Here is a 19,321-nt window from a genome sequence, read left to right on the forward strand (position 1 = left end):
ATGGCTGCGAAACGCTCGGGAGCCGGGCTCAGCGGACTTCGGTGATCTCCGGTCCGCGCGCCAGCTGTCCCATGCCGCCCGCGAAGCGGGAGCCCTCGGACGCCTCCTCCTGCTGCACGCCTTCGGGGACCATCTGCGCGTCGTTCGGCAGCTTCAGGACGATCGGGTCGCGCGGTGCCATCGGGCCGTCCCCGCGTACCACGACGGTGTCCCGGAAGATCTGCTCCAGCAGCCCGGCGGCCTGCGGCTGCACCGCGCCCTGGCCTGAGATGACCCCGCGCAGGAACCAGCGCGGGCCGTCCACGCCGACGAACCGGACGACCTGGAAACCGCCCGTGCCGTCCGGCAGCTGCACCGGCACCTGGGCCCGCAGCTCCCAGCCCAGCGGGCCCTCGGCCTCGTCGATGATGCCGCCCTGCTGGGTGATGCCGGACGCGATCTCCTCGCGGACCTCGGTCCAGATGCCCTCACGCTTCGGGGCCGCGAAACCCTGCAGCTGGATGGCGCTGTCACGCAGGACGACGGTGGCCGCGACGATCGCGTCGCCCGCGACCTCGACCCGCAGCTCCATGCCGTCCACCCCGGGCACGAACAGACCGCCCAGGTCGACCCGGCCCTCGCCGGGGCGGCTCACCTCGGAGCTGTCCCAGGGTCCGTCGGGCCGGGGCGCCGGCTCGAGCCTCAGCCGCTCGCTCTCGCCGTCCGCCTCCGCGTCGACACCGTCGACGACCTGCTCGGCCTCGCCGGCCGCGTCCTCGGCGGCATCCCTCTTCTTGCGACGTCCGAACACGTCACTGTCCTTCCCGGTCGGATACGACCGAAGCGTATCGATTCCCACCCGCTGTGCCGCCGACGGCGGCCTGAACGCTTGTGCCGCTCTCACCTTCCACGGCGGCATGGCCGCCGGTGGATCCGAAGCCCCCCTCGGCCCGTGCCGAGCGGGGCAGCTCCGCGACCGGCACGAAGCGGACCCGCTCGACCTGCTGGACGACCAGTTGGGCGATCCGGTCGAAGCGCTCGAACCGCACGGCCTCGCGCGGGTCGAGATTCACCACGATCACCTTGATCTCCCCACGGTACCCGGCATCAACCGTCCCCGGGGCATTCACCAGGGCGACGCCGCAGCGCGCGGCCAGTCCGGATCGCGGGTGCACGAAGGCCGCGTACCCCTCCGGCAGGGCCACAGACACTCCGGTGGGCAGGACGGCCCGTTCCCCGGGTGCCAGCTCGCACGCCTCGGTGGTCCGCAGATCGGCACCCGCGTCACCGGGGTGCTCGTACGCCGGGAGCGGTACGTCCGGGTCAACGCGCCGGAGCAGCACACGGAGCTCGGGGCGACGGGTCCCGCTCACGGGTTGACCTCGAAGGCGCGGACGCGACGGACCTGGTCCGGGTCGTCCATGGCCGCCTTGATCTCCTCCTCGCGGCCGTGGTCGACGAAGTGGTCGACCTCGACCTCGATGAACAGCGCGTCGGCGCGGACGGCGACCGGGCCGTCGGGGCCGCCGATGCGTCCGGTGGCGGTGCAGTAGATCTTCCGTCCGGCCACCGCGGTCGCCTCCGCCCGGAGGTGGAGGACCGCGTCGACCGGCACGGGCCGGACGAAGTCGGTCTCGAGCCTGCCGGTCACGGCGATCGTGCGCAGCAGCCAGTTCAACGCACCGAGCGTCTCGTCCAGGGCGCTGGCGAGCACCCCGCCGTGTGCGAGGCCGGGGGCGCCCTGGTGGGCGGGGCGCACGGTGAAGGCGGCGGTGACGGACACGCCTTCACCGGCCCGCGCCTCGATGTGCAGCCCGTGGGGCTGCTCGCCGCCGCAGCCGAAGCACTGGCCGTAGTGCGCGCCGAGGAGCTCACCGGGTGCGGGGGCGTCCGGGTGGCGCACCGGCGTCACAGCGTCGGCGGGGGGCCGAAGAGTTGAGGAAGTACCACTCACAGGCGCAGACCTTACCCGCCCGCCCGCCGCCCACCACCGCCCCGCCCGACAGCGCCTCGCACCGACCGGCCCTGGCTGCGGTTCCGCCCCGACACCGTGCCAAGCTTGGATCCATGCAGCTCTCCGCCCTCCCGTACGAAGAACGCCTGACAGCTCCTCGTTCCTGGTGGCTGATCTCCCTGCTCGCGGGTGTCTCGATGGCGCTGATCGTGCTGCCGTTCGGCGTCCTGCCGATGCTCGGCGGTCTGGCCGGCGGTACGGCGGCGGCCGCGGTCGTGGCCAGCGCGTACGGCTCGGTACGGATCCGGGTCGTGGGCGGGCTGCTGATCGCCGGCGAGGCGAGGATCCCGGTGACCGCCCTGGGCGACGTGGAGATCCTGGACGCCGAAGGGGCTCGCGCCTGGCGTACCCACCGGGCCGACCCGCGCTGCTTCATGCTGCTGCGGGCCTACGTCCCGGGGGCGCTGCGGGTGAAGATCACCGACCCGGACGACCCGACGCCGTACGTCTTCCTGTCGACGCGCGAGCCGGAACGGCTGGCGGAAGCCCTGCGGACGGCGAAGGCCGCCGCGTAGCACGGCGGGGACCACCGGGCGGGATCAGCCTCTCCCGGGTCTGTCGTTGCCAGGTCCGTCGTTGCCGTCCGGGTGGCCGTCGCCGCTGCGGAGCGCCTTGCGGAGGGCGCCGCCGCTGAGCCTGTCCATCTCCAGGGCGTCGGCCGGGGGCTCGAGGGCGGGGAGGGCGGGAAGCTCCTCCCAGGGGACCTGGATCCTGCGCAGGTCGGCCTGGATACGGGTGGCGAGCTTTCTGGTGTCCCGGCGGTTCATGGCCGCGCCGACCGCGGCTCCCACCAGGAAGGGCATCAGGTTCGGCAGGTTGCGGACGGTGCGTTTCATGATGCGCTGGCGCAGTTCGCGCTTCATGCGGCTGTTCATCGCCGCGCGTACGGTCGAGGGTCTGGTCGCCTCGATCCCGCGCTCCTGCGACCAGGAGTTCAGGTAGACGGTGCTGCGCTGGGTGAGGTTGCCGGCCGGCCGCACGCCGTAGACCTCGTGCAGTTCGGCGATCAGCTTGAGCTCGATCGCCGCCACTCCGGTGACCTCGGCGGCCAGCTCCGTCGGCATCGCGGGCGGTACGGGCATCGCCGCAGCGGCGCCGATGCCGGCGCCGACCGTCGCCGTGGCCCTGACGGCGCCCGCCACGAGCTTCTCCGCGATCTCCTCGGGACCGAGCCCCGGGAACTGCCTGCGCAGCGCCTCCAGGTCCCGCACGGGCACCCGCGGGGCGAGTTCGATGATCCGGTCCGTGAGGTACGCCAGGCCCGCACGCACGCGTGCGTTGCCCTTCTGGGCGCCCTCCCGGGCCTTGTCCCGGAACGCGGCGGCGCGCCCGCGGGCCGCCGGAGCGGTGGCGGTGACCTCCCCGGGCGCCGGGAGGTCACCCCGGTCGGCTGCGGGATCGAGCGAGGCCGCCCCGGTATCGGCCGGACCTGTGTCGGTCGAGCCGGTATCGGTTGGGCCTCGCTCGTGGTCACGCGCGTCGCGCTGGGGGCCGTCCTGCGGCCCCGGGTCCGCTCCCCTCGAGAGGAAGCGGCGCTTCCGAGGAGGGGTCGAGCCAGTCACGGCCGACCCGCCCTCAGTCGCAGTCGCGGCAGATCGGCTGGCCGTTCTTCTCCCGGGCCAGCTGGCTGCGGTGGTGCACCAGGAAGCAGCTCATGCAGGTGAACTCGTCCTGCTGCTTCGGCAGGACGCGGACGGCCAGCTCCTCGTTCGAGAGGTCCGCGCCGGGCAGCTCGAGGCCTTCCGCGGCCTCGAACTCGTCGACATCCACGGCCGAGGCCGACTTGTCGTTGCGGCGGGCCTTCAGCTCTTCGAGACTGTCCGAGTCGACGTCGTCGTCGGTCTTGCGTGGAGTGTCGTAATCGGTTGCCATGGTCGCTCTCCCCCTCTGGGTGTATGCGGTCTCTTCAGCGCACGTAACGCGCGAGGGGCCGGACTTGTGCCCGACCCGAGGCGGAGATTTTGCCTCACATCAAGGCCTGTTACTCAATCGACACCCAACCGAACCCCTCACGGGTGATCGGCTTGGATGGCGAGGGGGACCGTACACGGTCCGAACGCGGCACTTCAAAGCCGCCTCACCGTGTACTTTCCGTCATCGAAGCCCCTGAAAACCGGGACTTGTCCGGCCTTTCGGGAGCTCGAAGATCACGGAGAGTCGATGGACCGAAAATCGCCCCTGTGATCGATCCCACACGGGAGCACCGGAGGGACCCTCCGGAAATTCCGCCCAAAGCGAACACCTCGTCGTGTCGGCGACATGATGTCAGATCGGCAGGGTGACGCGCATCACGAGCCCGCCGCCCTCACGCGGCTGGGCGTAGATGTGCCCGCCGTGCGCCCGCGCCACCGACCGGACGATGGAGAGTCCCAGGCCGACACCCTTGTCGCTGCCCGTCCGCTCGGTGCGCAGCCGCCGGAAGGGCTCGAACAGGTTGTCGACCTCGTACGCGGGTACCACCGGACCCGTGTTGGACACCACCAGGACCGCCTGCCCGTGCTCGACGTCGGTGGTGACCTCCACCCAGCCCTGCTCGGCCACGTTGTAGCGCACGGCGTTCTGGACCAGGTTCAGGGCGATCCGCTCCAGCAGGACGCCGTTGCCCCGGACGACCGCGGGTTTCCGGTCCCCACGGATCTCCACGCCCCTGGCCTGCGCCTCGGCGTGCACCTGGTCGACGGCCTGGGAGGCCACCTCGGCGAGATCCACCGGCTTGCGCTCGACGATCTGGTTGTCGCTGCGCGCGAGGAGCAGCAGCCCCTCCACGAGCTGCTCGCTGCGCTCGTTGGTGGCCAGCAGCGTCTTGCCGAGCTGCTGGAGCTCCACCGGCGCGTCGGGGTCGGAGAGGTGCACCTCGAGCAGCGTGCGGTTGATCGCCAGCGGGGTGCGCAACTCGTGCGAGGCGTTGCCCACGAAGCGCTGCTGGGCGGTGAAGGCCCGCTGCAGCCGCTCCAGCATGTCGTCGAAGGTGTCGGCCAGCTCCTTGAGCTCGTCGTCCGGGCCGTCCAGCTCGATCCGGCGGGACAGGTCGGAGCCCGCCACCGCGCGCGCGGTGCGGGTGATCCGGCCCAGCGGCGACAGGACGCGGCCGGCCATGGCGTACCCGAAGGCGAAGGCGATGACCGCGAGGCCGAGCAGGGCGAGGAGCGAGCGGCTGAGCAGGTTGTCCAGGGCGTGCTGACGCTGTTCGTTGACGCAGGCGCTCAGCGCGCTGTTCAGCTCGTCCGCGGGCAGCTGCGCGCTGCGCAGCTGGCAGATGTCGCTGGACACCTGCCCGGACAGGATCCGGAAGGGCAGGTCGCTGCCCACGTTCAGCGCGTTCGCGGCGAGCAGGTAGATGATCGACAGCAGCAGGATCCCGGCGATCAGGAACATGCCGCCGTAGAGCAGGGTGAGCCGTATCCGGATGGTCGGGCGCAGCCAGGGGAAGGGCGGTACGGGCCTGCGCGGGTCCCAGGTGGGCTTCGGGGGAGCCGGCGGGGGCGGCGGGGTGGGGGCGGGCGTGGCGGCCACCGGGTCAGATCCGGTAACCCGAGCCGGGGACGGTCACGATGACCGGCGGCTCGCCCAGTTTGCGGCGCAGCGTCATGACGGTCACCCGCACCACGTTGGTGAACGGATCGGTGTTCTCGTCCCAGGCCTTCTCCAGGAGCTGCTCCGCGGAGACGACGGCGCCCTCGCTGCGCATGAGCACTTCCAGGACGGCGAACTCCTTGGGCGCGAGCTGGACCTCCCTGCCCTCGCGGAAGACCTCGCGACGGTTGGGGTCGAGCTTGATGCCGGCGCGCTCCAGGACCGGCGGCAGCGGCACGCTGGTACGCCGTCCCAGCGCGCGTACGCGCGCGATGAGCTCGCTGAACGCGAAGGGCTTGGGCAGATAGTCGTCGGCGCCGATCTCCAGGCCCTCGACGCGGTCACTGACGTCGCCGGAGGCCGTGAGCATCAGCACGCGCGTGGGCATGCCGAGTTCGACGATCCTGCGGCACACGTCGTCACCGTGCACGAGGGGGAGGTCGCGGTCGAGGACGACCACGTCGTAGTCGTTGACGCCGATGCGCTCGAGGGCGGCCGCACCGTCGTACACGACGTCGACGGCCATGGCCTCCCGGCGCAGTCCGGTGGCCACCGCATCGGCGAGCAGTTGCTCGTCCTCGACGACGAGTACGCGCACGTCGCTTGTCCTTCCTACGTCCTGCCGGGCAGCGCTCCTCAGCGCACGCGCGCAGGGGTCTGGTGGGTGTGTTGCCTCCATCCTGCCCTTTTCGGCCATAAGTCGGCTGTAAGCCGGGGACCCGACGGGCGGCGGCGGGGGCATGGTGCCGGACAGCAGGCTACGGCGGGCGGACACCCGAGCGGGGAGCGGGCGGGGGGGGGGCGGCCGGTCGGCACCGGCGGTCGGCGCGGCACCGGGGAACGGAGGGTGGCGCGAGGGCGGGAGACCGGGGACGTCCCGGGGAACGGAACGGGAATACGAGATTTTCTCGTCCGGTTGGGTTTCCGCGGAAGGGAGCTTGGGGAGAACGGGTTTTACATCCCGCGATCACGCTCTGCTCGCACCGTGCCACCATGCGGTGCGCTTCAGTCCGTTTCCGCAGAGCGGACCCGGATGTCCGAAGCCGTAGCCCCCCGGCCGAGCGGCGGCGGTCATCCACCGGAGGCGTGATCATCCCTTCCGAACCGGCACACCACCGTGCCATCGACCCACGACCCAGGACGAGGGGGCGCAGCATGGACGCTTTCACCGCAGGACTTCTGCAGCGCATAAGGACGACCGAGTCCGATCTGTCCCGGGCCCGCGACGAGGGCGACGACTTCCTCGCCGAGGTGGAGCAGGGCGAGCTCGACGACCTGCGCCGGCTCGCCGCCGAGCACGGTGTGGAAGTCGGCGTGTCCTGCGTCTGACCAGCCCGATGAGATGAGGCGGCTCGACGAAGCGGGCCCCGGCGAATCCAGCGCCGGGGCCCGCTTCGTCGTTCTCGGGGTTCTCGGGGTTCTCGGGGTTCTCGGGGTTCTCGGATGCGTAGGAGCCGCAGGGATCCAGGAGTTCACGAGGACCTCCCGGCTCGTCTCCCGGCCGTCCGTCAGTCGTGCCAGGCGCCGAAGTCCTCCAGCAGCCGCTGGAGGGGCTCGAAGACGCCGGGGGTGGCCGCGACCGCGAGGTCCCATGAGGGACGTCCACCGGGCCGTCCACCGGTCAGTGCGCCCGCCTCCCGGGCGATCAGGTCCCCCGCGGCCAGGTCCCAGGGGTGCAGTCCGCGCTCGTAGTAGCCGTCGAGCCGCCCGCAGGCCAGGTCGCAGAGGTCGACCGCGGCCGAGCCGCCGCGCCGGATGTCGCGCAGCAGCGGGATCAGCCGCTGCGCGACGTCGGCCTGGTGGGCGCGGACCTCGGTGACGTAGTTGAAACCGGTCGAGACCAGTGCCTGGTCCAGGGGCGGCGACGGGCGGCAGGTCAGCGTGCGCTCGCCCTCCCACTCGCCGGTGGCCCGTGCCCCGCCGCCGCGGACCGCGTGGTACGTCTCACCCCGCATCGGGGCGGCGACCACCCCGACGACGGTCTCGCCGTCCTGCTCGGCGGCGATGGAGACGGACCAGGTGGGCAGCCCGTACAGGTAGTTGACCGTGCCGTCGAGCGGGTCGATCACCCAGCGGACACCGCTGGTGCCCTCGGTGGAGCCGCCCTCCTCGCCGAGGACGCCGTCGTCGGGCCGGCGCTCGGCGATCAGCCCGGTGATCAGCTTCTCGGCCGCGATGTCCATCTCGGTGACGACGTCGATCGGGCTGGACTTGGTCGCGGCGACCTCGAGATCGGCCGGGCGGCCGTCCCGCAGCAGCTCACCCGCGCGGCGTGCCGCCTCGTGGGCCAGCTCCAGCAGTTCCGTGTGCAGGGGGTCGGTCACGGCGCTCCTCAGGTGTAGGGGCTGTCGGCGCCCGCGGCGGCGGGGCGCGGGGCACGGGCCGGGCAGCAGCCCACCGGGCAGAGGTGGTGGCTCGCGCCGAGACCGCCCAGGACGCACGGGGTGACGTCCTGGCCGCGTTCGGTGGCGGCACGCTCCGTGATCAGGTCGCGGACCGCGGCGGCGAACCGCGGGTCGGCGCCCACGGTCGCCGAGCGGCGCACCGGCAGTCCCAGCTCCCCGGCCTTGGCCGTGGCCTCGGTGTCGAGGTCGTAGATCACCTCCATGTGGTCGGAGACGAAGCCGATGGGGGCCATGACGACGGCCGGGACCCCGGCCGCGTGCCGCTCCTCGAGGTGGTCGCAGATGTCGGGCTCCAGCCAGGGGATGTGCGGGGCGCCGGAGCGGGACTGGTAGACGAGCTGCCAGGGGTGCTCCACGCCGGTGCGCTCCCGTACGGCGTCGCCGATCACCCGGGCGACGTCCAGGTGCTGGGCCACGTACGCGCCGCCGTCGCCGTGCCGCTCGACCGGTCCGGAGGTGTCGGCGGAGGCGACGGGGATCGAGTGGGTGCAGAAGGCGATGTGCGCACCGTCGCGCACCTCCTCGGGCAGGTCGGCGAGCGAGCGGACGATCCCGTCGACCATGGGTTCCACGAAGCCGGGGTGGTTGAAGTAGTGCCGCAGCTTGTCGACCCGGGGCAGTTCGAGGCCCTCCGCCTCCAGCGTCGCCAGGGACTCGGCGAGGTTCTCGCGGTACTGACGGCAGCCGGAGTAGGAGGCGTAGGCGCTGGTGGCGAAGACGAGGATGCGGCGGCGTCCGTCGCGGACCATCTCGCGCAGGGTGTCGGTCAGGTACGGCGCCCAGTTGCGGTTGCCCCAGTACACCGGGAGGCCGAGGCCGTGGTCGGCGAAGTCCTCGCGCAGGGCGTCCAGCAGGGCGCGGTTCTGTTCGTTGATGGGGCTCACCCCGTCGAACAGGAAGTAGTGCTCCCCGACTTCCTTCAGTCGTTCCTTGGGGATGCCCCGCCCGCGCGTCACGTTCTCCAGGAACGGGACGACGTCGTCCGGGCCTTCGGGGCCGCCGAAGGAAAGCAGGAGCAGTGCGTCGTAGGGGGTGGGATCGAGCTCGTCAGGCATGCCTCGATCCTGCCACCCGCCACCGGCGGCCGGGCGACGGCGGGGGGCCGACCGGGCCGACCTCTGCGGCCAGGAGACATTAGGGTTACCTAACCCGTAAGCTGTATCGCCTGCGGTCGCGCCTTACTGAGATCTCCGGAGACCTCGTGCCCAGCCCTTATCTCGCCCTGTTCGCCGCCCCCGGCAGCAAGGCCTTCTCGGCCGCGGGGTTCATCGGCCGGATGCCGTTGTCCATGATGGGCATCGGCGTGGTCACGATGGTTTCCCAGCTGACCGGCCGGTACGGGCTCGCCGGCGCCCTGTCGGCCACCATCGCCCTGGCCGCCGCGGTCGCGGGCCCCCAGGTCTCCCGCCTGGTGGACCAGTACGGGCAGCGGCGGGTCCTGCGTCCGGCGACGCTGCTCGCGCTGGCCGCGGCGGCGCTGCTGCTGTTCGCCGCGCACTACGGCTGGCCGGACTGGGTGCTCTTCGTCGCCTGCGCCGGCATCGGCTGCGTGCCGAGCCTCGGTGCGATGATCCGGGCCCGCTGGGCCGCCGTGTACCGCGGCACCCCGCACCTGCACACCGCGTACTCGTTCGAGTCCGTGGTGGACGAGATGTGCTTCATCTTCGGGCCGATCATCTCGATCGGGCTGTCCACGGCGTGGTTCCCCGAGGCCGGTCCGCTGCTCGCGGCCTGCTTCCTCGCGGTCGGCGTCTTCTGGCTGACGTCCCAGCACGCCACCGAACCGGCCCCGCATCCGCGTGAGCGCCCGGGCGACGGCCGCAGGCGCGCGGGGGGCGGTACGGCGCTGAGCTCCCCGGGCCTGCAGGTCCTGGTGGCCACCTTCGCGGCGACGGGGGCGATCTTCGGCGGCGTGGACGTGGTCACCGTGGCGTTCGCGGAGGAGCGCGGGCACAAGGCCGCCGCCAGTGTGGTGCTCGCGGTGTACGCGCTGGGCTCCTGCGTGGCGGGCCTCGCGTTCGGGCTGATGCGCTTCGCCGGGGCACCCGAGCGCCGCTGGCTGCTGGGCATATGTGCGATGGCCGTGAGTATGATCCCCCTCCTACTGGTCGGGAACCTGCCGTTTCTGACCGTGGCGCTGTTCCTTGCGGGTCTGTCCATCGCTCCCACGATGATCACGACGATGTCCCTCATCGAAGAGCACGTACCACGCGCGCAGCTCACCGAAGGCATGACCTGGGTGAGCACCGGGCTCGCGGTCGGGGTCGCTCTCGGCTCCGCCGCGTCCGGCTGGGTGATCGACGCGGCGGGCGCGCGCGCCGGGTACGGGGTTCCGGCGGTGTCCGGAGCCGTCGCGGTCGCGGTCGGTTTCCTCGGGTACCGCCGGCTCAAGCGGCCGGCTCCGGGTCGGGGAGGCTCCGTTGGGCAGCACGGCGAGCACGAGGAACGGAACGTGGCGTAACTGGGGAGGCACCGTCCTCTCCCACCCCGCGCGGGAGGTCACGCCGGCCTCCGTCGACGAACTGGCGGCGGCCGTGCGCCGGGCCGCCGAGGACGGCCTCCCGGTGAAGGCGGTGGGCACCGGGCACTCCTTCACCTCGATCGCGGCCACCGACGGTGTGCAGGTCCGCCCGCATCTGCTGACCGGCATCCGGCACATCGACCGCGCGGCCGGCACCGTCACGGTCGAGGCCGGCACCCCGCTCAAGCGGCTCAACGCGGCTCTCGCGCGGGAAGGGCTGTCGCTCACCAACATGGGCGACATCACGGAGCAGACCGTCTCCGGCGCCACCAGCACCGGCACCCACGGGACGGGCCGCGACTCGGCCTCCATCGCCGCGCAGATCCGGGGCCTGGAACTGGTCACCGCCGACGGCTCGGTGCTCACCTGCTCGCAGCAGGGGACCGACGAGGAGCGTGCGGTCTTCGCCGCCGCCCGGATCGGCCTCGGCGCCCTCGGCATCGTCTCCGCGATCACCTTCGCCGTCGAGCCGATCTTCCTGCTCACGGCCCGCGAGGAGCCGATGCCCCTGGACCGCGTCCTCGCCGAGTTCGACGAACTGCACGCCGAGAACGAGCACTTCGAGTTCTACTGGTTCCCGCATACCGAAAGCACCAACACCAAGCGGAACAACCGCAGCGCCGGACCGCAGCGCCCGGTGCATCCCGTCCGGGGCTGGTTCGACGACGAGTTCCTCTCCAACGGCGTCTTCCAGGCGGCGAACTGGGTCGGCCGCGCGGCGCCCGCGACCGTCCCCACCATCGCGCGGGTCTCCAGCAGGGCCCTGTCCGCGCGGACCTACACCGACATCCCGCACAAGGTGTTCACCTCGCCGCGCCGGGTCCGCTTCGTGGAGATGGAGTACGCGGTGCCGCGCGAGGCCCTGGCGGACACGCTGCGCGAGCTGAAGGCCATGGTCGACCGCTCCCCTCTGCGGGTCAGCTTCCCCGTCGAGGTGCGCACGGCCCCGGCCGACGACATCACCCTGTCCACGGCCTCCGGCCGCGACACCGCGTACATCGCGGTACACATGTTCCGTGGCACTCCCCACCAGCAGTACTTCACGGCGGCGGAGCGCGTCTTCACCGCCCACGAGGGACGCCCGCACTGGGGAAAGATCCACACCCAGGACGCCCGGTACTTCTCCCGGGTGTATCCGCGCTTCGCCGAGTTCACGGCGCTGCGGGACCGTCTTGACCCGGAACGTCTGTTCCAGAACGACTATCTGCGGAAGGTCCTGGGGACGTAGCGGACGCGTCCGGTTCCGGGCTCGCGATGTCGCCGGAGTCCTGGCCCCCGGTGCCGTCCGGGGTGGCCGGCGGCGCGTCGCCGCCGGCCGGCGTCTCCCGGCCGGAGCCGGTGGCCGTTCCCCCGTCCTGCGGCGTCACGGAGGGGGCGGGCGTCCGTCCTCTCCGGAGACTCCGGAGAGGACGGAGTCCTCCGAGGTGTCGGAATCGTCCGCCGTCCCGGAGCCGCCGGAGGTGTCGGAGGTGTCGGAATCCTGCTCGCCCGAACCGCCGGAGCCGTCCGAGTCACCGGAACCCGACGCGGACTCCCCGGTGAACGCGTTGCCGACGGTGGTGTCCGGTGCGCCGCTGAGGCTCTGGCCCGAGGCGAGTTCGTAGGTGGTGATTCCGGCCATCGTGACGCCGAATACCAGCGCCGTCGCGGCCACGGTCCGCTTCCGGCCCCACCGCACCCCCCTGGCCCGGCCCCGGTGGACGGTGCCCTCGGTGAACCCGCCGGGGGTTCGCGCGGGCCGCTCCCCGGCCGGCCGCCCCGGTGCCGCGGGCGCCACGCGCAGTTGCTCGCCGGTGCGCGTGAAGAAGTGCTGGAAGATCGCTCCGCCGCAGGTGGCGACGATGCTCACGACTCCGGCGCCGATGATCGTTCCGTAGACGCCGAACGAGGAGGCGAGCTGGGCGCCGAGCACCGCGGCCACCGCGCTGCCCGCGACCTGCGGCACGCTCAGATCGATCCGCGCGCGCTTCCCCTCCTCCGCGCCACCGTGCTCGCCTGCGACAACCGGTGTTTCACGCATTTCTGAACCTTGCCCGCCCTCCCCGGCATTCCCGCACACGAACGATCAACTGCACGACAAACGGACGTCCGGACGAAACCATTGGCTCCGTTTCCGGTGACGGGGTGAAGTTCCCCACGCCGGGATCGGCGGATCCGGGCGGTGACGGCCAAGGAGCCCCCTCGCGCGAAGTCGGACGGCGCGCCAATCCACACACATGGCCCGAATGGAGTACTGTTGCGAGCCCTGGGTCCGGTCGCCCATCAGGGCGCTCGGGTCCCCTGCGGACCGCCGACGAAGGGGGCCAGTTGCACAGGGTGACACAGTTGGTCACTTAGCGTTGCGAATGGGTAACCGTGCCATAACGGCGAGCCCGGGCCCACGCCCGACACGCCGGGCAACTCGGCAAGGTTGTGGCAGGCTGCACCCGGGCAGGCCACACTCGACTAGCGGAAGCAGCGACGCACGTGACGTCGGCAGGCACCACCCGGGAGGTCCCCATGCCCGAACTGCGTGTCGTGGCCGTCTCGAATGACGGCACACGGCTGGTGCTGAAGGCTGCGGACAGCACGGAGTACACGCTTCCGATCGACGAACGCCTGCGCGCCGCGGTGCGCGGCGACCGTCCCCGCCTCGGCCAGATCGAGATCGAGGTGGAGAGCCATCTCCGCCCCCGCGACATCCAGGCGCGCATACGAGCCGGTGCGACCGCGGAAGAGGTCGCCCAGATGGCCGGCATCCCCGTGGACCGCGTCCGTCGCTTCGAAGGCCCCGTACTCGCCGAGCGCGCCTTCATGGCGGAGCGCGCCCGCAAGACCCCCGTCCGCAGGCCCGGCGAGAACTCCGGTCCGCCGCTGGGCGAGGCCGTGCAGGAGCGGCTGACGCTGCGCGGTGCGGAGAAGGACACCGCGCAGTGGGACTCCTGGCGCCGCGACGACGGCACCTGGGAGGTACTGCTGGTGTACCGGGTCGCGGGCGAACCGCACTCGGCGAGCTGGACGTACGACCCGCCCCGGCGGCTGGTCCAGGCAGTCGACGACGAGGCGCGCTCGCTGATCGGCGAGTCCGACGACCTCGCCGCTTCGCCCGAGCCCAGCTTCCCGTTCGTACCGCGCATCGCCCGGCTGCCCCGTGACCGTCCGGACGAGCGCGAGCGGCAGAGCCTGCCACCGGGTCAGGACCACGATTCCGACGAGGAGTTGGCGGTCACCGCCGGCGGTGAGCGGGACTCGCTCACCAGCCTGCTGGAGGCGGTGCCGAGCTTCCGGGGTGACCTGGTGGTTCCCGAGCGGGCCCCCGAGCCCGGCGTCGAGGAACCCGACGACGAATCCGAGGCGGAGGAGCCGCCGGCCCCCGCGGCCTCGGCCGGTTCCGCCTACGCGGACGTCCTCATGCCCCGCGCCGTCACCAGCCACCGGGACCGCCTCGTCGGCTCCACGGACCGTCAGGCGGAGGCGGACGGCGTCCGTCCGGGCCGCCGCGCGGCGGTGCCGAGCTGGGACGAGATCGTGTTCGGGACCCGGCGCAAGAAGCAGGAGTGACCCTGCGGGAGCAGCCGCCGAAGCAGCTGAACCCGCCTGGGATGTCGTGACGGGGGCGCTCGTCGTGTGCGAGCGCCCCCGTCACGCTTCCGGTCTACTGCGGGTCCGGTCCCACCGCGACCGGCCGCTCCGGGTCCGACGACCACTCCGACCAGGAGCCGACGTACAGCTCCGCCGGGATGCCCGCCACCGCCAGTGCCAGCACCTCGTGCGCCCCCGAGACCCCCGAACCGCAGTACACGCCGACCCGCGTGTCCGCGGACACGCCCAACTCCCGGAACCGGGCGCCCAGTTCTCCGGCGGGCAGGAAGCGCCCGTCCGGGCCGACGTTCTCGGTGGTGGGCGCCGAGACCGCGCCCGGGATGTGGCCGCCGACGGGGTCGATCGGCTCCACCTCACCCCGGTAGCGCTCCCCCGCGCGGGCGTCGAGGAGCAGCCCGGACCGGGCCAGGGCCGCCGCACCGTCGGCGTCGAGCAGCCCGGCCGGGCCGGGTACGGGCACGAAGTCGCCCTCGGCCGGTTCGGGTTCCGTGGTCTCGAGCGGACCGTCCCAGGACGGCAACCCGCCGTCGAGGACCCGCACGTCCGGGTGACCCGTCCAGCGCAGCAGCCACCAGGCGCGGGCGGCTCCCCAGCCCATCCCGCCGTCGTACACGACCACCGGGGTGCCCGCCGACACGCCCGCCCGGCGCATCGCGGCGCCGAACTCCTCCGGACCGGGCAGCGGATGGCGTCCCCGCCCGGCCGGTGGCGCGGCCAACTCCTTGTCCAGGTCGACGAACACGGCGCCGGGAAGGTGCCCGGCGCGGTACGCGGCCCGTCCGTCGAACGGCGGCTCACCGGCCGCCGCGGCCGTGCTCAACTGCCAGCGGACGTCGAGCAGTACCGGTGGGTCGCCGCCCGCCAGTCCGGCGGCGAGTTCGGATGCGGAGATGATGACGTTCATGGCCACCATCCTGACGTACGGGGTGGCCGTCTCGTCCAGGTCCGGCTACTCTGCTCGGCCGGGCAGACCCGATCACGAGGCGTAGGGGATCGGGCACATGCTGTACTACCGGTCGACATCCTCCGGCAAGCGCGCCGAAAAGGACGGGGACCCGCACATCGGGCACCCTCCGGAGACAGGAACCGTCGTACGGGGCGGTCCCGGAGCGCGCGACACCGTGGCCGACGCCCGTACCAGCACGGGGACGAATCCGCAGAGCGGACGCGGCACGGCCCTCGCCGGGTCGAGAAGAGCACGGCCGCCTCGAGGGCGGCCGAGAAGAGAGTGACGATGACCGACGCACGGGGGTCCGCCCGCCGAGACGGTGAAGCGCCCCTTCGGCACGCACCCGGTACACCCTGCTGGGTGAGTCTCATGGTGCACGGACCGGACAGGGCCCGGATGTTCTACGAAGCGCTGTTCGGCTGGGAGTTCCGGTCCGGTCCGCAGCAACTCGGCCCCTACGCGCGTGCGCTGCTCGACGGCTGCGAGGTGGCCGGCATCGGACTGCTGCCGCCGGACGTGCGGCTGCCGGTGGCCTGGACGCCGTACTTCGCCTCGACGGACGTGGACCGCACCGCCGAGGCGGTGCGGTGGCGCGGTGGCACCATCGGCGTCGGCCCGCTGGACGCCGGCGAGGCCGGGCGGCTGGCGATCGGCTCCGACCCGTCGGGCGCCGTCTTCGGCATCTGGCAGGCGTCCGCGCGACGGGGTGGCCGGGCGGTCACCGGGGTGCCCGGCGCGCCCGCCTGGTACGAACTGACGACCCGCGAGTCGGGACGCGTGGCCAAGTTCTACACGTCGGTTTTCGGTCACACCGCCCAGCCGGAGGTGTCCACCGACATCGACCACATGACCCTGAGCGTGGACGGCAGGCCGGTGGCCGGGATCCACGGCGTGGGCAACGGCCCACTGAGGGACCGGGGGCCGCACTGGACGACGTACTTCACCGTGACCGACCTCGACGACGCGGTGGACCACGTCCTGCACCTGGGCGGCCAGGCCCTCGAGCGGCCCCACGCCGGCGCCCGGGGCCGCGTCGCGGTGGTGGCGGACCCGGAGGGGGCACGGTTCTCGCTGTTGCAGGGGCCGTAGGGCGCACGCCGCGGCTCCCTCGCCGATCCGGCTGTCACGCCGGCCACCGTCCTGCCGGGAAGACGCCACGGGTGCGGGAAGGGCCGGAAGGCGAGGAGTCCGGGAGACGGCTCGGGCACGTGGCGTCCACGGGCGCGTCGTCCGGGCAGGGGCGGAGGATTCCGTCGCCGGGACCGCCGTGCCCGGTCCCCGGCCGGGGGCCCGGTCCGCCGCGGGAGTGCGCGGGACCGGGCCCCGGATCGGGGCTCACTTGCTCAGGTGCGCCCAGAACTCGTCGAAGGACAGGACCTTGTCGCCGTCCAGGTCGCGGGACTTGATGACGGCCTCCGCCACCGGCTCGGTGACGTTCCAGTCACCGCCCTGGGCCAGGGCGGTCTTGAACTCGGCAGCGGTGATGAACCCGTCCCCGTCCGCGTCGATCCGCTCGAACTGCCTGCGCGCTTCCTCGATCTCCGCCACCGGTCCGCCCCTTTGTTCCTCGTACTCCGCCGGACTCCCTGGGAGTCCTGATGACGCAGGTCAGACTATCTGCCCGTGCGAGCCCTCGGTACGGCGATCCCCCCACGCGGACTCCGCCTCGCGGGGGACGGGGAACGCCGGTCAGGTGACCGGCAGGACGTCCGGGGCCAGGGCGGCGGCGCGGGCCGTGGCGGCCGTCATGCGGCGGCGGTGGTGGCGGCGGCACAGGACCTCGTAACCGACCTCGTCCGGGGACCCCGTGACATCGCCGACGACCACCTGCGCGCCCTCCACCACCATCACCCCACCGACCGTCCGGGCGTTGTGGGTGGCGCGGGCGCCGCACCAGCACAGGGCCTCGACCTGGAGCACCTCGACCCGGTCCGCCAGCTCCACCAGCCGCTGGGAGCCGGGGAACAGCTTGGACCGGAAGTCGGTGGTGATGCCGAAGGCGTAGACGTCGAGCTCCAGGTCGTCCACCACGCGCGCGAGCTGGTCGATCTGCTCCGGCGCCAGGAACTGCGCCTCGTCCGCGATCACGTAGTCGGCGCGTCGGCCCTGCGAGAGATGGTCGACGAGGTGCGCGTACAGGTCCGCGTGCTCCCCCACCTCCACCGCGTCCGTGACCAGCCCCAGGCGGGAGGACAGCTTGCCCTCGCCGGCCCGGTCGTTGCGGGTGAAGATCATGCCCGCCAGGCCGCGTGCCGAACGGTTGTGCTCGATCTGGAGGGCCAGCGTCGACTTCCCGCAGTCCATCGTTCCGGAGAAGAACACCAGCTCGGGCATGGGAGGTCGGGCACCTTTCGGCGGGAACGGGCGGCGAGGACGGGCCGGGTGGGCCTCAGGAGCGTACTTCGAGGAGGGGGACCAGTTGTTCGGCAGGGGTGAGGGAACCGTGGTTGCCGACCATCTCCGACTCCCTCGGCTCCCGCTCGGAGGCGATGATCAGGACGTCGTCCCGGGCGGCGGCGACCACGTCGCCGATGCGGTGGTACACGCGGTCCTCGATCCGGGGGCCGAACCAGCCCGCGTCGATCGCCTCGTCCCGCGAGGCCACCCAGAACTGCTCGCCGAGCACCTCGCGCCAGCAGGTCAGGACGTCCCTGGCGGCGCCCGGTACGGCGTAGACGTGGCGGGCGCGGCCCTCGCCGCCGAGCAGGGCGACTCCGGCGCTCAGCTCCCAGTCGTGGTCGAAGTCGATGCGGTGCTCCTCGTCGAAGGGCACGTCGACCATTCCGTGGTCGGCGGTGACGTAGAGCGCGCTGCGCGGCGGGAGTTGCTCGGCCAGCCGCTGGACCAGGCGGTCGACGTACATGAGCTGGCCGCGCCAGGTGTCGGAGTCGAGGCCGAAGCGGTGCCCGGCGCCGTCGACCTCGGCGTAGTACGTGTAGACCAGGGAGCGGTCGGCGGCGGCCAGTTGAGCGGCCGCGAGGTCCATGCGCTCCTCGCCGGACAGCCTCCCGTGGAAGGTGCCGCCGCTGAGCGCGACCTTGGTCAGCGGGGTGTTCGCGAACGCGGGTGAGGACACCTGGGCGGTGTGCACCCCTGCCCGGTGGGCCAGTTGGAAGACGGTGGGGTGGGGCTGCCAGGTGTCGGGCCGGGTCCAGGGCTGCCAACGCAGCTGGTTCATCAGCTCGCCGGTGTCCGGGTTGCGCACGGTGTAGCCCGGCAGGCCGTGCGCGCCGGGCGGCAGGCCGGTGCCGACGGAGGCCAGGGAGGTGGCGGTGGTCGCCGGGTAACCCGTGGTGAGGGGGCGTCCGGTGCCGCCCCGGGAGGCGGCCGTCAGGGCCGCCATGAACGGGGCTTCCTCCGGGTGCGCCTTCAGCTGCTCCCAGCCGAGGCCGTCGATCAGGAACACGCAGTTCCGGTCGGCGGGGGCGAGCTCCGGGATCGCGGCGGTGGTGCCGGGGACGCCCATGCCCGCGGCGAGGGTGGGCAGCAGGTCGGCGAGCGAGCCGGTGCCGTACTCGGGCAGGGGGGCGGAGTCCGGGGCGAGGGGCTCCGGGTGGACGTCCCAGCCGGTGGTGTGCGGGGACGGCGGGGTGTGCGGCATCAGCGTGCGGAGTCCGCGGTCGCCTCGGAGAGGGCCTGCGCGAAGGCGAGCGCCTGACGCACCGTCTCCGGGCCGTCCCCGGCCTCGCTGACCCGCAGGCTGAGGTCGTCGGCCGTCGAACTGCCCGTGTAGCCGTGGTCGGCCTCGCAGTTGGGGTCGCCGCAGGCCGCCGGCTCCAGGTCGAGCCGGGCGACCGCGCCCCAGCCGATGGTGAGCACGATCTCGCGGGGCAGCGTGCCCGGCTTGTACGACTCCGGGTTGGCGACCACCCTGCTGACCACGATCGACGAGATCCGGCCGAGCTTGACCGACTCCGTGGACGTGGTGGCGTACGGGGTCGGGGACGTGGTGTCGGCGGCCTGCTCGTCGGTGTGGCTGACGATGAAGCGGTTGCCGGTGAGGACGAGCACGGTCACATGGCGCCGTACCTCGTTCTGGTCGAACGTCGTCTCCTGGTGGACCAGGTACGACCGGACGGGCTCGCCGCCCACGGCGGCCTCCACCGCCTCGGCCACGAGGGCCGGGTAGTAGCCGCTGCGCTCGATCGCCGCCCGCAGCCCCTGGGTCGTCGTACTGGTCTTGGCCATGACGCCCATCCTACGGGGGACCGCCGACTGCGAGGCACCGGTCACGGCACTCCCCCGCGCGCGCCGGGCCGGGCCGGGCCGGGAACGGCCCGCCCGGTGCGGCCGGCGGG

21 protein-coding genes are annotated in these 19,321 nt (G+C 72.6%); 6 read left to right on the forward strand and 15 right to left on the reverse strand.

Features of this window, described 5'->3' with window-relative positions:
* Window positions 1–28 precede the first annotated feature (28 nt).
* From TU30_RS22675 to TU30_RS22685, 3 genes are read right to left on the reverse strand one after another with little or no spacing between them, the layout of a single operon-like run.
* The gene (locus TU30_RS22675) at window positions 29–790 is read right to left on the reverse strand and encodes a DUF3710 domain-containing protein (protein WP_042172924.1); all 762 of its coding nucleotides are present in this window, start codon (window positions 788–790) and stop codon (window positions 29–31) included.
* 1 nt (window position 791) lies between these two features.
* Window positions 792–1,352: a dUTP diphosphatase gene (gene dut, locus TU30_RS22680; RefSeq protein ID WP_042172926.1), complete on the reverse strand. Its 561-nt coding sequence runs from the start codon at window positions 1,350–1,352 to the stop codon at window positions 792–794.
* Complete coding sequence (locus TU30_RS22685; protein WP_042172928.1) at window positions 1,349–1,933, reverse strand: PaaI family thioesterase; 585 nt, start codon at window positions 1,931–1,933, stop codon at window positions 1,349–1,351. The genes dut and TU30_RS22685 overlap by 4 nt, the downstream gene beginning before the upstream one ends.
* Window positions 1,934–2,046: 113 nt before the next feature.
* Here TU30_RS22685 and TU30_RS22690 point away from each other — a divergent pair, with 113 nt between their 5' ends.
* The gene (locus tag TU30_RS22690; protein ID WP_042172930.1) at window positions 2,047–2,508 is read left to right on the forward strand and encodes a DUF3093 domain-containing protein; all 462 of its coding nucleotides are present in this window, start codon (window positions 2,047–2,049) and stop codon (window positions 2,506–2,508) included.
* A gap of 24 nt (window positions 2,509–2,532) precedes the next feature.
* Here TU30_RS22690 and TU30_RS22695 read toward each other — a convergent pair whose 3' ends face one another.
* The 4 genes from TU30_RS22695 to TU30_RS22710 form a co-directional block, all read right to left on the reverse strand.
* Entirely contained in the window at window positions 2,533–3,555 is a 1,023-nt protein-coding gene (locus TU30_RS22695; protein ID WP_078878445.1) for a hypothetical protein, read from the reverse strand.
* Window positions 3,556–3,568: 13 nt separating this feature from the next.
* Window positions 3,569–3,865 (reverse strand): DUF4193 domain-containing protein, encoded by a 297-nt coding sequence (locus TU30_RS22700; protein ID WP_003993510.1) that lies wholly within the window; start codon window positions 3,863–3,865, stop codon window positions 3,569–3,571.
* Window positions 3,866–4,258: 393 nt separating this feature from the next.
* Window positions 4,259–5,506 (reverse strand): HAMP domain-containing sensor histidine kinase, encoded by a 1,248-nt coding sequence (locus TU30_RS22705; RefSeq protein ID WP_042172934.1) that lies wholly within the window; start codon window positions 5,504–5,506, stop codon window positions 4,259–4,261.
* A 4-nt stretch (window positions 5,507–5,510) separates the two neighbouring features.
* Entirely contained in the window at window positions 5,511–6,164 is a 654-nt protein-coding gene (locus tag TU30_RS22710; protein WP_042172936.1) for a response regulator transcription factor, read from the reverse strand.
* A gap of 557 nt (window positions 6,165–6,721) precedes the next feature.
* Between TU30_RS22710 and TU30_RS36570 the strand changes: the two genes are divergently transcribed.
* Window positions 6,722–6,895 (forward strand): hypothetical protein, encoded by a 174-nt coding sequence (locus TU30_RS36570; RefSeq protein ID WP_176726246.1) that lies wholly within the window; start codon window positions 6,722–6,724, stop codon window positions 6,893–6,895.
* A 179-nt stretch (window positions 6,896–7,074) separates the two neighbouring features.
* Here TU30_RS36570 and TU30_RS22715 read toward each other — a convergent pair whose 3' ends face one another.
* Both TU30_RS22715 and TU30_RS22720 read right to left on the reverse strand, forming a co-directional pair.
* Window positions 7,075–7,890 carry an inositol monophosphatase family protein gene (locus tag TU30_RS22715; protein ID WP_042172938.1) on the reverse strand — a complete coding sequence of 272 codons (816 nt, stop codon included), beginning with the start codon at window positions 7,888–7,890 and terminating at the stop codon, window positions 7,075–7,077.
* 8 nt (window positions 7,891–7,898) lie between these two features.
* Window positions 7,899–9,026: a ferrochelatase gene (locus TU30_RS22720; RefSeq protein WP_042172940.1), complete on the reverse strand. Its 1,128-nt coding sequence runs from the start codon at window positions 9,024–9,026 to the stop codon at window positions 7,899–7,901.
* A gap of 146 nt (window positions 9,027–9,172) precedes the next feature.
* Here TU30_RS22720 and TU30_RS22725 point away from each other — a divergent pair, with 146 nt between their 5' ends.
* Together TU30_RS22725 and TU30_RS22730 are read left to right on the forward strand one after the other, a co-directional pair.
* Window positions 9,173–10,432: an MFS transporter gene (locus tag TU30_RS22725; RefSeq protein WP_042172942.1), complete on the forward strand. Its 1,260-nt coding sequence runs from the start codon at window positions 9,173–9,175 to the stop codon at window positions 10,430–10,432.
* Window positions 10,392–11,720: a D-arabinono-1,4-lactone oxidase gene (locus tag TU30_RS22730; protein ID WP_042172944.1), complete on the forward strand. Its 1,329-nt coding sequence runs from the start codon at window positions 10,392–10,394 to the stop codon at window positions 11,718–11,720. Before TU30_RS22725 ends, TU30_RS22730 begins: the two co-directional genes overlap by 41 nt.
* A 135-nt stretch (window positions 11,721–11,855) precedes the next feature.
* Here the strand turns inward: TU30_RS22730 and TU30_RS22735 are convergent, their stop codons facing one another.
* Window positions 11,856–12,512 (reverse strand): hypothetical protein, encoded by a 657-nt coding sequence (locus tag TU30_RS22735; RefSeq protein WP_370626694.1) that lies wholly within the window; start codon window positions 12,510–12,512, stop codon window positions 11,856–11,858.
* A 479-nt stretch (window positions 12,513–12,991) separates the two neighbouring features.
* Between TU30_RS22735 and sepH the strand changes: the two genes are divergently transcribed.
* Window positions 12,992–14,032 (forward strand): septation protein SepH, encoded by a 1,041-nt coding sequence (gene sepH / locus TU30_RS22740; RefSeq protein ID WP_042173125.1) that lies wholly within the window; start codon window positions 12,992–12,994, stop codon window positions 14,030–14,032.
* A 94-nt stretch (window positions 14,033–14,126) separates the two neighbouring features.
* Here the strand turns inward: sepH and TU30_RS22745 are convergent, their stop codons facing one another.
* Entirely contained in the window at window positions 14,127–14,978 is an 852-nt protein-coding gene (locus TU30_RS22745; protein WP_042172946.1) for a sulfurtransferase, read from the reverse strand.
* Window positions 14,979–15,308: 330 nt separating this feature from the next.
* On the opposite strand from TU30_RS22745, the gene TU30_RS22750 reads away from it, so the two are divergent.
* On the forward strand, window positions 15,309–16,112 hold the full coding sequence (locus TU30_RS22750; RefSeq protein ID WP_042172957.1) for a VOC family protein: 804 nt from the start codon (window positions 15,309–15,311) through the stop codon (window positions 16,110–16,112).
* A 246-nt stretch (window positions 16,113–16,358) separates the two neighbouring features.
* On the opposite strand, the gene TU30_RS22755 is transcribed toward TU30_RS22750, so the two are convergent.
* From TU30_RS22755 to TU30_RS22770, 4 genes are all read right to left on the reverse strand, one after another.
* Entirely contained in the window at window positions 16,359–16,571 is a 213-nt protein-coding gene (locus TU30_RS22755) for an EF-hand domain-containing protein (RefSeq protein ID WP_042172959.1), read from the reverse strand.
* Window positions 16,572–16,712: 141 nt separating this feature from the next.
* On the reverse strand, window positions 16,713–17,357 hold the full coding sequence (locus tag TU30_RS22760) for a thymidine kinase (protein ID WP_042172963.1): 645 nt from the start codon (window positions 17,355–17,357) through the stop codon (window positions 16,713–16,715).
* Between the two features lie 55 nt (window positions 17,358–17,412).
* On the reverse strand, window positions 17,413–18,624 hold the full coding sequence (locus TU30_RS22765) for an alkaline phosphatase family protein (protein ID WP_042172965.1): 1,212 nt from the start codon (window positions 18,622–18,624) through the stop codon (window positions 17,413–17,415).
* A complete protein-coding gene (locus TU30_RS22770; RefSeq protein ID WP_042173127.1) occupies window positions 18,624–19,211 on the reverse strand; it encodes a DUF5998 family protein in 588 nt (195 codons plus the stop codon). Before TU30_RS22770 ends, TU30_RS22765 begins: the two co-directional genes overlap by 1 nt.
* Window positions 19,212–19,321: the final 110 nt, after the last annotated feature.

It is taken from the genome of Streptomyces sp. NBRC 110035, from assembly GCF_000829695.1.
In the GTDB taxonomy this organism is placed as follows: Bacteria; Actinomycetota; Actinomycetes; order Streptomycetales; family Streptomycetaceae; genus Streptomyces.